This window comes from Lujinxingia vulgaris, from assembly GCF_007997005.1.
Taxonomy (GTDB): domain Bacteria; phylum Myxococcota_A; class Bradymonadia; order Bradymonadales; family Bradymonadaceae; genus Lujinxingia.
Window position 1 is genome coordinate 1 of sequence record NZ_VOSL01000135.1, and the last position, 13701, is coordinate 13701.

7 protein-coding genes and 2 pseudogenes are annotated in these 13701 nt (G+C 66.4%); 4 read left to right on the forward strand and 5 right to left on the reverse strand.

The genetic code is table 11. The features are described from left to right. Positions 1 to 2048 (reverse strand): serine/threonine-protein kinase (locus FRC96_RS18185; RefSeq protein WP_146976590.1); only part of this gene is annotated, 2048 nt, incomplete at its 3' end. A 125-nt stretch (positions 2049 to 2173) separates the two neighbouring features. On the opposite strand from FRC96_RS18185, the gene FRC96_RS18190 reads away from it, so the two are divergent. The 4 genes from FRC96_RS18190 (at position 2174) to FRC96_RS18205 (ending at position 5410) form a co-directional block, all read left to right on the forward strand. Continuing rightward, entirely contained in the window at positions 2174 to 2692 is a 519-nt protein-coding gene (locus tag FRC96_RS18190) for a DUF4442 domain-containing protein (RefSeq protein ID WP_230470423.1), read from the forward strand. Beyond that, entirely contained in the window at positions 2671 to 2904 is a 234-nt protein-coding gene (locus FRC96_RS18195) for a hypothetical protein (RefSeq protein WP_146976594.1), read from the forward strand. Before FRC96_RS18190 ends, FRC96_RS18195 begins: the two co-directional genes overlap by 22 nt. Before the next feature lie 130 nt (positions 2905 to 3034). Continuing rightward, complete coding sequence (dacB, locus tag FRC96_RS18200) at positions 3035 to 4537, forward strand: D-alanyl-D-alanine carboxypeptidase/D-alanyl-D-alanine endopeptidase (RefSeq protein ID WP_230470425.1); 1503 nt, start codon at positions 3035 to 3037, stop codon at positions 4535 to 4537. A 3-nt stretch (positions 4538 to 4540) separates the two neighbouring features. Next, on the forward strand, positions 4541 to 5410 hold the full coding sequence (locus FRC96_RS18205) for a class II glutamine amidotransferase (RefSeq protein WP_146976598.1): 870 nt from the start codon (positions 4541 to 4543) through the stop codon (positions 5408 to 5410). A 57-nt stretch (positions 5411 to 5467) separates the two neighbouring features. On the opposite strand, the pseudogene dnaK reads toward FRC96_RS18205, so the two are convergent. The 4 genes and pseudogenes from dnaK to FRC96_RS18220 form a co-directional block, all read right to left on the reverse strand. Next, positions 5468 to 7003: pseudogene (gene dnaK, locus FRC96_RS18210) on the reverse strand (molecular chaperone DnaK); the annotation flags it as partial. Between the two features lie 149 nt (positions 7004 to 7152). After that, positions 7153 to 9513: a DUF4388 domain-containing protein gene (locus FRC96_RS18215; protein WP_146976601.1), complete on the reverse strand. Its 2361-nt coding sequence runs from the start codon at positions 9511 to 9513 to the stop codon at positions 7153 to 7155. A 76-nt stretch (positions 9514 to 9589) separates the two neighbouring features. Continuing rightward, positions 9590 to 9829, reverse strand: a complete 240-nt coding sequence (locus tag FRC96_RS22895; RefSeq protein WP_434006982.1) for a hypothetical protein — start codon at positions 9827 to 9829, stop codon at positions 9590 to 9592. A 42-nt stretch (positions 9830 to 9871) separates the two neighbouring features. Beyond that, positions 9872 to 13651, reverse strand: a pseudogene (locus FRC96_RS18220) (tetratricopeptide repeat protein); the annotation flags it as partial. Between the last annotated feature and the right edge of the window lie 50 nt (positions 13652 to 13701).

Sequence of the window (13701 nt, forward strand, 5' to 3'; positions counted from 1 at the left end):
TGACGGGCGCCCGGGCCCAGCGCGCGCCCGTTGAGCGAGAGCTCGGCCCGCGCTGGCGAGGGCACCAGGCGCACGCGGACGCCTTTGCGCAGCGCGGCGTTGATGAGGGCGGGGCGGTCGCGGTCGTCGACCACGCTTTTGGCCTCGGTGCCGGGGCGCGCGGAGAGTTCCGCCAGGGCGCGGTTCTGCAGGCAGGAGAGGTTGAGCGAGACGATCTCGCGCTGGTGGCCGTAGCTTAAGGTGTAATAGGCCGTGGAGCAGCCCTCGTAGGCCGCCGAGAGGGCCGCTACTTCGCCCTCACCCAGGGTGAGGGTGACGGGGGCTTCGCCCAGATCCTCGCCATTGGCGCTGACCCTGGCGGCCTCCGGGGTGGTCTCCACGCGGAAGGTTCGAGGTGGCGAGGCGTCGGGCTCCAGGCGAAGGTCGCGGGCGTCGAGCACGACGCGCTCACCAGCGGTCAGCTCCACGCGCAGGTTGCGGGGCTGGTGGCCTTCGAGCAGAAGCTCCACGCGGTAGTCGCCCGGATCGAGGGTGAGCGTCTGAGGGGTGCGACGTCCGGCGAGCTCCTCGCCATCGAGTCGGATGGTCGCGCCGGGCGGGTCGCTCTCAAGCGTGAGCTCAGCCTCACCCAGGGTCGGGAGCACGAACGCGACCACCAGGAGGGCGGCCAGTGTGGTGAGCGCCACCCCCACCCACACGCCAACCCGGCGCCGCGGGGCAGGCTGCGGGATCGCGTCGTCGGGGCGCTCGCGTTGCAGAGCGTACGGCTCTGGCGAGGTCGTGGGCGTAGGAGTAGGAGTAGGCGTGGCGATGGGCTGGCGCGTCGCCATCTCCGACGATGCGACCGGCTCCGACTCTGGCGTCAGCAGCCGCGAGGCGGTGGGGGCGTGGGCGATCTCGGCGACCTCCTGCTCGGAGAGCTCCGAGAGACCCTCCGGCGCGTCGTCACCGGTGGAGGAGGGCTTCAAGGTGGGCGAATCTCCCGGGGGGCGCGCCGGCTGAAGATCGGCAGCCGGAGTGCCGGTGCGCAGCCCGGCGTCGGAGGCCTCCGAGCCCAGCCGGTCGAGCTCAAGCTCCAGCGCCTCATCCAGGTTGCGGGCCTTACGTACCGGCGGAGCGGCCTCTTCGGCGAAGATCGCCCCCAGCGCCTGCGCCAGCCCCTGACTGGTGACGGCCTGACCCACTGCGTAGATGGCGTGCTGAAGATCCACATAGAGATCTTCGATGTTCTGGTAGCGCGCGTCGGGGTCAACGGCCAGCGCGCGCTCGATGATCTGATCGACCTCCCCGGGCACCTCGGGGCGCAGCACTCCGGGCGGATCAAACTCACAGCGCCGCACAAGCTCCAGGCTCTCCAGATCGGTGCGCCCCTCAAAGGGCCGCCTCCCGGTGAGCATCTCGTAGAGCACCACCCCGCAGGCGAAGATGTCGCTGCGGTGGTCCAGCGGCTGACCCCGGGTCTGCTCCGGGCTCATATAACAGCACTTGCCCTGGATGCGCCCGTTGGCCGTCTGCGAGAGCCGACCGGCGGCCCGCGCGATGCCAAAGTCGATGATCTTGATCTCGCCCTCGCGCGAGATGAGCACGTTGGAGGGGCTCACGTCGCGGTGCACAATCGAGAGCGGGCGGCCCTGTTCATCGGACTTGCGGTGGGCGTAGCCCAGGCCCTTACAGATCTCGGCGGCGATGTGCAGCGCGTGCTCCACCGGCAGCTGCTCGCCGCTGGCGTCCAGGCGCTTTAAGACCTCGCGCAGATCGAGGCCTTCGACGTACTCCATCGCGATAAAATATTCGCCGTCCTGCTCGCCCATATCGAAGACGGGCACAATATTGCCGTGGGTCAGCTGGACGACGATGCGACCTTCGTCGAGGAATTTGGTGACAAATTCCTCTTCTTCGGCAAGATGGGGGAGGATGGTCTTGATGATGACGCGCTTCTCAAAGCCGCCGGCGCCGCGGGCGCGCGCCAGGTAGATCTCCCCCATGCCGCCTTTGGCGAGGCGGCGGGTAAGCTCGTAGCGACCGAGTTTTCGAAGCGTTGCGCTCATAGCAAATGACGACCGTGCCGGGTCGGGGGGCTGCTCCCGAAGCGTTGCTTCGTGTATAGTCGATGCGGCGTCGAAGGTCGACGCGCTTTCAATCGGGGTGGGATCAGAACTTCAACGAGGACAGGATGCTGTTTCAAGATACCATGAATCAAAACGAGCGCGCTCCCTGGACCGCCCGCCTGGTGGCGGGCGCGTTGACCACTCGCCCCGTATCCCAGGCGCTGCTCTGGGCGCGGATGCCGCTGCTGGCGGTGGTCTCACCCTCGGTCGACGTGCTCGACGCGTCGCGCTGCGAGGTGGCCATCCCCTTCGGGTGGCGAAACCGCAACATCTTCGGGACGATGTATTTTGCCGCTTCCATGATGGCCGCCGAGATGACCACCGGTGGGCTGGTCATCTTTCATAACGCGCTGCGCCCCGAAAAGTTCTCCTACATCGTGCGTCATATCAGCGCGGACTTTGTCAAACCGGCAAAGAGCGCGGTGCGCTTTGAGTGCGTACAGGGCGAGGAGGTGGCCGCGGCCTTCGACGAGGCCGCGCGCACTGGCGAGCGGGTCAACCGTGTACTCGAAGTCGTCGGACGGCGCGCCGACGGGGTGGAGACGGCGCGCGTGAAGGTCGAGTGGTCGATTCGGGCGAGCTGATGATCGTGGGGCAGTCGTTGGGTTGGGGGATCGTCTCGTTGCTGGTTGGCCTGGCGCTGGGCGTGGGGCTTGTCGTCAACATCTGGCGGGAGCGAAAGCTCCTGCGTGTGGATGACACGCGCTGGCTTGAGGACGCGGCGCGCGAGCTGAAAGCCTCCGCCGCGGACGTCTCAGAGGAGGCGTCGACCTCTCAAGGCCAGGCCCAGGAATAACACCCCGCGCGTCAAGCGCTACCTGTGCGGCGCGTTTCGGTGTCAGCGGAAAAGTTTAACGATAGCGGGAGTTTACAGGGATATGAGGGATCGTCAACTGCACCACCTATCGCATCGGATGTATCGCCACGTGCTACGTCCGACGAGCTATCTTCTTGTGCTCCTCGGGATCGGGCTGAGCGCCAATGGCGTCGTCGCCCAGGAGGGTCAGGAGAGCTCTGCGCTGGAGATTCAGGAGGTGCCGGAGGTTCCGGCCATCGCCGAGGTCGAGCGCCGCGAGTACCCGGAGCTGGAGCGGGCCATCGACCGCGTGCTCTCCGATCCGGAGCTGCAGCGCGCAAAAGTAGGCGTTCACGTCGAGGACGCGCAGACCGGCGAGGTGCTCTACACGCATCTGGCCGACGAGCCTTTGAACCCGGCGAGCAACATCAAGCTGATCACGGCGGCCACCGCCCTCGATGTGTTGGGGCCGCATTATACTTTCAGCACCGAGCTGGCCACGAATATGCGCAGCGAGCGCTCCATCGACGATCTTTTTCTGATCGGTTCGGGGGAGGCGTTTTTGCTCTTCAAAGACGTGCTGGCCTGGGCCGGCGAGCTGCGTCTGCAGGGGATCGATACGATCGCCGGCGACATCATCATCGATGAGTCGGCCTTTGCCGAGGGTTACCTGCCGCCGGGCTATGAGACCCGCGACACCGATGCGTCGTACCGCTCGTCGATCGGGGCGCTGTCGGTGAACTTCAATACCGTGACTACCACCGTGACGCCGGGCGCGCCCGGAGAGCCGGGGGAGGTCCGCCTGGATCCGCCCCAGGAGCATATCGAGGTGGTCAACCGCACGCGCACCGTGCGCGGGTCGCTGGCGCGTGTGCAGGTCAGCGCGGTGCCCACCGAGGAGGGCACCCGCATTGAGGTGGGCGGCACCATCGGGCAGGGGGCGCAGCCGGTTTCGGTGCGAAAGCGGGTCGATAACCCGGCGGAGTTTGCCGGCGCGGTGGTCGCCCGGGCGATTACGATGGTCGGCATCGCGTTCGACGGGGAGGTGCGCCCCGGGGAGGCGCCTGCGCCGGAGGTGCGCCAGCGTCTTCATGTGCATAACTCGTCGCCGCTGATCGATACGATCGCGGCGATGAATAAGTGGAGCAACAACTTCATGGCCGAGCAGCTCCTGCTGGCGACTGCGCGCGGGCAGGGGCAGCCGGCGACCTGGCCGCAGGCCATCAGCAAGGCGCGCGAGTTTATGGTGCGCGCGGGCTTCGACGCGGAGGCGTTCAGCCTGCACAACGGCAGCGGGCTCTACGAGGGTAACGCGGTGAGCGCGCGTCAGTTTGTCTCCTTGCTTCGCTACATGCGCGGGCATGCGTTTGGCCCGGAATTCATCGCGTCTTTGCCCATCGCCGGGGTCGACGGCTCGCTGCGCAATCGGCTGCGCGAGCCGCACGTGGCTGGAAACTTGAGGGCGAAGACCGGTACGCTGAATAACGTTACCGCGCTCAGCGGCTATGTGCAGAGCAGGTCGGGGCGGCAGCTCGCGTTCTCGATCCTGATCAACGATCCGCCGCGCCGCGCCTGGGTCTATCGCCCGCATCAAGACCAGATCGCCCAGGCGATCGCCAACTTCGACGAGTGAGTTATGTGCCGGCTCTTTGGCTTTCGTTCGGTGATCACAAGCCAGGTTCACCGCAGCCTGATCAGCGCCGATAACGCCCTGATGCGCCAGAGTGAGCGCCACCCCGATGGTTGGGGGGTGGCGTATTACGTGGAGGGCGTGCCGCACGTGGTCAAGAGCGTCTCCTCGGCCGTCTCCGACAGCCTCTTCCAGCGTGTCAGCGGTGTGGTGGCCTCCGAGACGGTCGTGGCGCACCTGCGCAAAGCGACCGTGGGTCAGCTCTCGATCCTCAACTCACACCCCTTTCAGTACGGGAGCTGGGTCTTTGCGCATAACGGCCAGATCCCCAACTTCGACGAGCATCGCGACGCGGTGGTCGCGCGCATCTCGCCCATTTTTCGCCGTTTTGTGCTGGGGGATACCGACAGCGAGGTGATCTTCTATTTGCTGCTCTCGAAGATGGCGCAGCGCTTCGACATCCACCGCAAAGGGGCTCCGATCAGCGAGCTGAGCGCCGCGCTCCGAGAGACCGTCGCCGAGATCCATGAGGCCACCGGCTACGACTGCTACACCCGGGCAAAAGACGACGAGTTTTACCTGAGCATCCTCCTCACCAACGGCCAGGTGATGGTCGCCCACCAGGGGGGCAAAGAGCTCTTCTACAGCACCCACAAGACGCTCTGCCCCGATCGCGACGACTGCCCGAGCTTTGCGCCCTGCTGTGAGGCGCGCTCGCGCTCGGGTTTTGTGAACCACTTCATCGTCTCCAGCGAGCCCTTGCACGGCGACAATGTGTGGGAGGCCATGGAGCCGGGCCAGATCTTCGGCGTGGACTGGCGCATGCACCTCTATCAAGAAAACGCCGACGCCAGCCTCTCTCGTTTGGGAGCCTGAAGCTGGCGTCGTGGTTGAATCTTCTTTGAAATCAGGCGCTTAGCGCTTCTTGTTGCGCTGGATTGCCCGCTGCAGCTCCTCATCGGAGAGGCCGGAGTGGCCCTCGACGGTGATGGACTGGCTGACGTTGGTGCGCAGGTCGCGGGCCGCGACGTTGACGATGCCGTCGGTGTCGATCTCGAAGGTGACCTCAATGCGCGGGCTGCCCGCCGCGGCGGGTTTGATGCCCGTAAGGTTGAACATCCCCAGCAGCTTGTTGCGGCTGGCCACCTGATGCTCGCCCTGGAGCACGGTGACGGTGACCATGTCCTGGTTGGATTCGGTGGTGGTGAAGACCTTGGTCTCCATGGTGGGGATGGGCGTGTTCTTCTGGATGATCGGGCTGAAGCGGTCGCCGGTGACCCGGATCCCCAGGCTGAAGGGGGTGATGTCGAGCAGGATCACCTCGCGGACTTCACCGCCGAGGATGCCCGACTGGATCGCGGCGCCGGTGGCGACGACCTCATCGGGGTTGACGCCTTTGTTGGGCTTCTTGCCAAAGATCTCTTCGACTTTCTCCTGAACCAGGGGCATGCGCGTCATGCCGCCGACGAGCAGAATGTCGTCAATGTCGTTGCGATCGATGCCGCCCTCTTTGAGCGCGGTCATGCAGGGCGTCTCCAGACGCTCGACCAGGTCGTAGCAGAGGTCGTTGAGCTGAGAGCGCGACAGGCTCAATGAGAGGTGGCGAGGGCCGGATTCATCCACCGCCAGAAAGGGCAGGTTGATGTTGGTCTCGCTCAGCGTGGAGAGCTCGCATTTGGCGTTCTCAGCGGCTTCTTTGAGACGCTGCAGGGCCATGTTGTCTTCGCTGACGTCGATGCCCGTCTCGTCCTGGAAGCGCTGCATCAAAAACTCGAGCACGGCGCGGTCAAAGTCCTCGCCGCCCAGGTGATTGTCGCCGCTGGTGGAGACGACTTCGAAGACGCCGCCGCGCAGCTGAACCACCGACACATCGAAGGTGCCGCCGCCCAGGTCGAAGACGACGATGTTGGCGTCATCGCTGCGCGCAAAGCCGTAAGCCAGGGCGGCAGCGGTGGGCTCGTTAATGATGCGGCGCACGGTCAGGCCGGCGATCTTGCCGGCGTCTTTGGTGGCGCTGCGCTGCGCGTCATTGAAATAGGCCGGCACCGTGATCACCGCCTCGGTGATCTCTTCGCCAAAGTAGTCTTCGGCGGTCTGCTTCATCTTGCGCAGGATCATCGAGGAGATCTCCTGCGGGCTATACGCCTGACCGTTGACCTCGACCCAGGCGTCGCCGTTGGTGTTCTCGACGATGTTGTAGGGGAGGGTCTTGGCGTAGCGCCTGACCACCGGGGAGGTGTTCTTGTGACCGATGAGGCGCTTGATGTCGTAGATGGTGCGCTCAGGGTTGATGATCGCCTGACGCTTGGCCTGCTGACCGACAAACTGCTCGTTATCTTCGGTAAACCCGACCATCGAAGGCGTGGTGCGCGAGCCCTCGCTGTTGGGCAGCACCAGAGGTTCACCGCCGTCGATGACCGCTACACAGGAGTTGGTGGTTCCCAGGTCGATGCCAATGATTTTTCCCATGAACGACAATCCTGGCTAGACGTGTTGGCAAGACAATGGAAGCGATGGGGAGCCGGGCTGCGCCGTGAGATTCTGGCGAGCGCGGCGGGCAAGAGCAGAACCCCCGCTCGCAAACGTGGAAGAGACGATACCATCGTAGGCGTGGGGCGCTATTTTTTAAACAGGTTTTTGAAGAAGCCGCCGCCTTCAGCCTCCGCCTGCGGATGGCGCCGCTCGTAGAGGCGGATCTCGCGCTCAGCTTCCAGGCTCGCCGGGTTAAGTTTGTAGGCCTGCTTGAAGTGCTCGTAGGCCTTTTGCTCTTTGCCGCGGGCTTTGAGGATGATGCCGGCGAAGAGGTAGGCGTCGGGCATGGCCTGGCGGTGGCCGGTGCCGATGGCCTTGCGCAACTGCTCCAGCGCGCTGTCGGCCTGGGAGGCATCGAGCTGAAAACGGGCGTAAGCCTCAAAGGTCATGTAGAGGCCGTTGTTGGGCTCGCCCTCCAGCGCGCGCTGCAGGTGCGGGAGCGCCTCGCGGTAGGCCAGCTGCTTAAAGAGGGGGTAGCCGGCGTTGAAGGCGTCGCGGGCCGGATCGGCGGCGGTGGGGATGCCGGCGTTGTTGAGTGGTGCCGGCGTGGGGCGCCGGGTGCGGGTGGGGCTTCGGCCCAGGCGCTCCAGCTGCTCGCGGCGCCAGTCGGCGTCGGAGGAGTCCTGATCCAGACCGGCGCCCGAGAGCGAGGAGGTTCGCTTGCGGCGCGCCCCGGAGAGCGACGCGGTGCGATCGCGCTGCGGGGTGCCCGCGCCCGGAGTGGGGCGCGCAGTCGGGGTGGGGCGAGCGGGCCTGGTCGCGGTGTCGCCCAGCTGAGACTTCAGATCGGGGTGCTGGGTGGTGGGCGTGCGCCCCATTCCGATGGGGGTGGAATCACGCCGGACACGACCGGGGGTCTGGGTGCGCGGGGTGAAGCGGGCCTGAGAGTGTTCGGCCTGTCCTGCGCCGTCCGGGTTGAGCTGACCCGGGTGGAGGGTGCTCAGGCGTTTTCGCCCCGGCCGAGGTGTCTGAGAGGTTGAGGACGCCTCGGGGGCCGGGCGCGTTGCACCTGACGGCGCCGAAGGCGTGGTGTCGGCCGGAGGAGGGACGGTCTGCTTGTTTTCGACCTTCATCAACGCGGTGTAGGCGTTGCGGACGCCGATGAAGATGCGCTGCGCCGTCTCTTTGATCTCGGTGGAGACGTTGCCACCGTAAACGTCCGGGTGATGCTCTTTGACCAAGACGTAGAAGCGCTCTTTGACAACTTCGCGTCCGCAGCCTTTCCACAGCCCGAAGATCTCATGCGGGCTCATGCGCTCCATGGTCGTGAGCTTCTCGCGCAGCTGCACATCCAGGCTCTGGGTGCGACCGGTGGCCGGGCGAATGCCCCTTAAGTCGGGGGCCTGCACCGAGGGCGAGGAGGTCGTGCGTGCGGGGCGCGACGATGCAGGGCGCGCGCTGCTCGCCGATGAGGCGCGGCCCCTGGCGTGGAGGTGGGCGTACTGGATCTGCACCGGGCGTGCGGTGGGCTCGCTTCGGAAGACCCACAGGTCGATCTCCCGCGCGAAGAGGGCGGCGCGGAACCCCTCGGTGACGTCGCTCCCCATCAGGCTAAGCAACTTCTCCAGCGACTTCTGGCCGTCGCACCCTCCCATCAACTTCGCCAGGACCTTCCAGCGCAATGAGGCGCGGCGCTTCTCCCAGAACTGCGTGAGCACCGGGTAGGAGGCCATCATCGGCATCAGGCTGTCCATGACCTGACGCTGGGGAAGGTGGGTGGTGACGCCCTGGATCATCAGGGGTACCAGCGAGGTGCGACTGCCTTCGAGGTTCGCGTCCTGCGTGAAGGTGAAGTCGCCGTCGGGCCAGGCGAAGACGCTGGTCAGGGCGTTGCTGTCGGCCAGCGTGTTGTTGGCGGGCTCCAGAAAATGCCCGCCTTTAAAGCCGAACTCACGCGTGATCTTCCCCGAGCGCAGCGTGAGCAGCCCCGAGTCCTGATGCATCGAGATGCTGTAGAGGAGACGCGAAAAAGGGATCGAGCTGAGCCGTCCCTCGGACACTGTGGGGAGGCGCACCGAGAGCTCGGTGGCGGATTCTCCGCTTTCGCGCGCCTGTTTTTGTAAGGCACGCTGGCGCGCGTTAAGCGCCTTTTTGAGGGCGTCGAGAAGCTCGTCCCAGTCCCCGGGGTTGCGGGGTAGCGGCACGACACCGGCCACACTCACGAAGGCCTCGCCCATCTGCGAGAGGGCCGGGGTGAGGCGCTCGGCGAGCACAAAGGCCGGGGTGGCGTCCTGACTTAAGACGCTGTCCAGCGCCACAAAGTGGGCGCTCTGCGCCGGGTCGGCCAGATCGGGGCCTACCACCACGACCTGGGCCGGCTCTTGCATCAGCTGGCGGCGGGCTTCATCCCAGCCCCGGGCCTGCCTGACGCGGGCCAGCTGGGAGAGCGCCTGCTTGAGCCTCGATACCACCGAGGCCTCAGCGCTAATGATGAGGAGGTTCTCCATAGGGGTGTTCAACTGCGTCAGAGAGACCTGCGCTGCGTCAGCGCCGGGGGATGCGTAAGTGCATGCAGAGGGTGATTCAGCCGCCAAGCTCCTCGATCTGCTGAAGCATTTCACGGCGGGTGGCGTCGGGTACGGTCAGGTTGGCGGTCTCGCGCAGGTAGGTCTTGAAGGACTCGATGGCCTGGGCGCGCTGATTGAGCTCCCGGTAGAGGTAGCCCAGGCGGCGGTAGATCTCGGGGTTGTCGTAGCCGAAGCGGATGGCCTGCTGAAGGTGGCGGGCGCCCTGCTCGCGTTTGCCTTCGTAGATCAGCGCCATGCCGTACTGGTACTGGGCCAGGGGGCGCTCCGCATTCTTCTCGAGCGCCGCGCCATAATGCTCGATGGCGCCCGGGTAATTCTGCTCACGGAAATTGGCTTCGCCCAGGGCGAACTGTGCTTCGACCATATCGGGTTTGAGCTCAAGCGCGCGCATGATGTCGGCTTTGCCCGCGCGGGTGGCGCCGGTGCGGGCCAGCAGAAGACCGCGCCGCACATAGATTTCGGGGTTTTTCACACCGTAGGCCGGGTCGACCGTGGTTGCGCGCTGGTACTGGGTCAGAGCCTGCGCTTCGCTCTCTTCGTCCTCGAAGGTGCGTCCCATGAAGTAGTGGAACTCGCCATTGTTGGGCTGGTAGTCGAGCACGTGACCGAAGATGCGCTTGGCGGTGTTGAAATCCTTCTCGGCCAGCGCGGTGCGGCCCACGTAGAAGTAGGCTTCGTGGTAGCGGGGGTTGAGCTCGTAGGCTTTGTTGAAGTCCTCGCGCGCCGTCTCGTAGTTGCCGCGGTCAAAGTAGATGCGTCCGCGGATGAAGATGTACTCCTCGTTGGAGGGTTCGGCTTCGATGACCTTGTTGATCTCGTCGATGGCGCGATCGAACTGGCCGGCCTGGCGGTAGGCGTCGGCCAAGTAGGCCGAGAGACGGATGTCTTCGATGCCTTCGGCGCGGGCGCGCTCCAGAAGCTCCAGGGCGCGCTCGCTCTGGCCGTCTTCGAGAAGCAGGCGCGAGAGGTTCAGGCGGGCGTTCCAGAAGTTGGGGTCGAGGCGCAGGGCCTCTTCGTTCCACTGGCGGGCGAGCTCGCGACGCTCCGAGAGGCGGTAGTAGTCGGCGACCTGCGAGGCGATGGCCGCGTCGATGCCTTCGGGACGCTCGGTGATCGCGCGGACATGCTCCTCACCGCGGGCCACGTCGTTGTCGATACGCCAGGCCAGCTGGGCCAGGGCGGCGTGCGCGGTGAGCAGGCTGGGGTCGATCTCCACGGCGCGCTCAAACGCGCGGCGCGCCTCGTAGAAGGTGCCCCGCTGCATGTTGAGGCGGCCCAGGTAGAAGGGGAAGCGGGCGTCCTCCGGGAACTCCTTCTCGCCTTCTTCGAGTTTAAGGATGGCCTCGTTGTACTGCTCCAGACCCATGTGCGAGCGCACGATGCCGAGCATCACCTCGGGATCTTGCTGGCCGAGGTTCTGGTTGGTCGTGAAGAAGTTGAGGGCTTCCTGGTACTTCTCGGCGCGTTCGTACTGTTCGGCCAGGGCCCGCAGGCTGTCGACACGGGCGCTATCGATCTTGAGCGCTTCGGTGAACATGGCGATGGACTCATCGCTCTGCTGACGCGCCATGTGGACCATACCCATAACGTGGTAGGCCTCGCCGCGCTCCGCCGGCGAAGCCGACGCGCTGAGCTCGCTGATGATCTTTTCGAGGTGTTCGGTGGCGTCGTTGAGGTCGCCGCCGTCGTAATAGAGGTTGCCGGCGAGCAGACGGCTGGCCACGTGGTTGGGATCGGCGTTGCTGGCGCGCTCCAGCGCTTCGAGCGCCGCGGCGTTAGCGTCTTGAGCGGCCAGGACGCGCGCGTGCCAGTAGTGCGGTGTCGCGGCGGCTTCGTTGGCTTTGCTGGCTTCGGTCAGGTGCCGCTCAGCGCGCTCGATCAGCGAGGCGTTCGCCGCCGAGGCGGCGTTTTCGGAGTCTTCGGCACGCTCGTCGCTCGCTTCGGCGAGGGCTTCGTCGGCGGCCTCCGGGTCTGCGGGTTCGCCGGCCTCGTCCGCGGGGGCGGTAGCCTCATCTGTCGGCGCGGCGGCGTCTTCGGGCTGGTCGGGGGAGCCATCGCTCCCTTCAGCCGCAGCGTTGGCGTCGGAGGGGGCGGCCTCGTACTGACCGTCCAGGCTGGCGAGCGCGTAGGCGACGCCGGCGCTCAGGTGGGCCCAGTAGGCAGCTTCGGGGTTGGAGAAGGCCGGTTCGGCCAGGGCTGCGGCCGCGTCGGCCTGCGCCAGACGAGCCTCGTTGGCGGCCAGGGCCGCAGCGACCATCGGATCGGCGCTCTCCGCGGAGAGAGACTCCGCCAGGGTTTCGGCGGCCGCGGCCACTGCGTCGTCTTCGTAACGCGTCAGGTAGAGCGAGCGTCCCAGCAGCAGCAGGGCAGAGCTCTGAGGGTCAAGTTCCCCCTCTTGAGCGTCGGCGAAGAGCTCCTGATACGAGGCGTAGTTGTCCTGGAGGACGAGCTCCGGGTTCAGGGAGGTGATGGTGGGAGCGACCGGTGCCGGGGCCTGCTCAACGACGTCTTCCTGAGCGAAGAAGGAGGTGTAGATGCCAAAGCCCGCGGCGCCCAGGACCAGGACGGCGAGCACGGGGACACCGATGGCGGCCATGGCGCCGCGTTTTTTGTCGGCGTCGACGGTTTTGGCGACGTTGGCGGCAGCCGGGGCGCCGGCGCTGGCCGGGCGCTCTTCTTTGATGCCGGTGGAGGCCGGACGGAAGGGGTCGTGGCCGGCGGCGGCTTGAGGTTGCGGTCGGGAGCTCGGAGCCTCGGGTTGGCGGGGCGGTGGGGCCGCCGCGGGCGTGGCAGGAGCCGGGCCGCCCATCATGTCGTCACCCCAGTCGGCCTCGTTGACGCCGAGGTCTTCGGCGTCGAAGGAGTCGTTGCCGACGAGCTGGCTGTCCCAGTCGTCGCCCTCGGGCTCCTCGTCGAGGAAGGAGAAGCCCTGATCACCTCCCAGGAAGTCGTCTTCGTCGGCGGGGGCGTCGGAGAAGAGCGAGTCGTCGTCGAGCTTTGGCGCCTCGAAAAGATCGTCGCCCTGGTCGAAAGGATCGGGCTCGGGCGCGGCCGGAGCGGCGAAGGGGTCCTCATCAGCGGCCGGAGCAGCGAAGGGATCTTCATCGGCGGCCGGAGCAGCGAAGAGGTCGTCGCTGTCTTCGTCCATGCCCGGCGCCGGGCCGAAGAGATCATCGCTGGGCTCGGCGCCCATGGGCGCAGCGAAGAGGTCGTCGCTGTCCTCCTGGTGGGCGGATGGACTCACCGGGGCGGCGAAGAGATCGTCATCATCGTCGGCGGCGTTTGCATCGACGGGCGCGGCGAAGAGATCGTCATCGTCGGCCTGGTTGGCACCGGCGCCCATGGGCGCGGCGAAGAGATCGTCGTCGCCTGGTCCGGCACCGACGGGCGCGGCGAAGAGATCATCGTCGTCGGTGATCGGGGCGGCGAAGAGGTCGTCGTCTTCGGCCGGGGTAGGGAGGTTCGCGCTGGCGGAGGTGGGCAGATTGCCGCCGGCCGACGTGGGCAGGTTGTTGCCCGCCGAGGTCGGGAGGTTGGCGCCGGCGGAGGTGGGAAGGTTGCCACCGGCCGAGGTTGGAAGATCGGAGCCTGCGGATCGGGGCAGGTTGGAGCCCGCGACGCGTGGCAGGTCGCTGAGCTTGGGCCTGGGCAGATCGGGGGCGCTGCGCGGCGCGGGCAAGTCGGCGGCGTCGCTCTTGGGTTTGGGCAGGTCGCTGAGTTTGGGCCGCGGCAGGTCGCTGAGTTTGGGCCTGGGCAGATCGGGGGCGCTGCGCGGGGTGGGCAGCGCGGGGCTGCCGGCGGAGGTCGGCAGGTCCTGCACGCCGAGGCCGGCGCGCGTGGTGTTGCCCGCGTCATCGGCAAAGGCGGCGACCTCCGAGATCGGTGTCCAGCTCTCTTTGTCGGTCGAGACCTGCGCATCGGTACCGAGCTTGTTGCCCTTGAGCATCAGCCGGATGGCGTTCTGGTCAAAGGGGCCGAAGACCTTACCGGTGGGGCGTTTGACGTAGTAGCGTTCCATCGCGTGTCGGGGATGCGGCCTCGTGGGGGAGGCGTCCATGTGGGATCGCCGGCTGGATGGGCGCACAGCTCGGGGGCGTCTGAGGAGAG

What these genes read in the sequence shown, in the direction of transcription:
- FRC96_RS18190 (WP_230470423.1), top strand. Translation starts at nt 2,174, where the DNA reads ATGCTGTTTCAAGATACCATGAATCAAAACGAGCGCGCTCCCTGGACC.
- FRC96_RS18205 (WP_146976598.1), top strand. Translation starts at nt 4,541, where the DNA reads ATGTGCCGGCTCTTTGGCTTTCGTTCGGTGATCACAAGCCAGGTTCAC.
- FRC96_RS18215 (WP_146976601.1), bottom strand. Translation starts at nt 9,513, where the DNA reads ATGGAGAACCTCCTCATCATTAGCGCTGAGGCCTCGGTGGTATCGAGG.
- FRC96_RS22895 (WP_434006982.1), bottom strand. Translation starts at nt 9,829, where the DNA reads ATGGCGCTGATCTACGAAGGCAAACGCGAGCAGGGCGCCCGCCACCTT.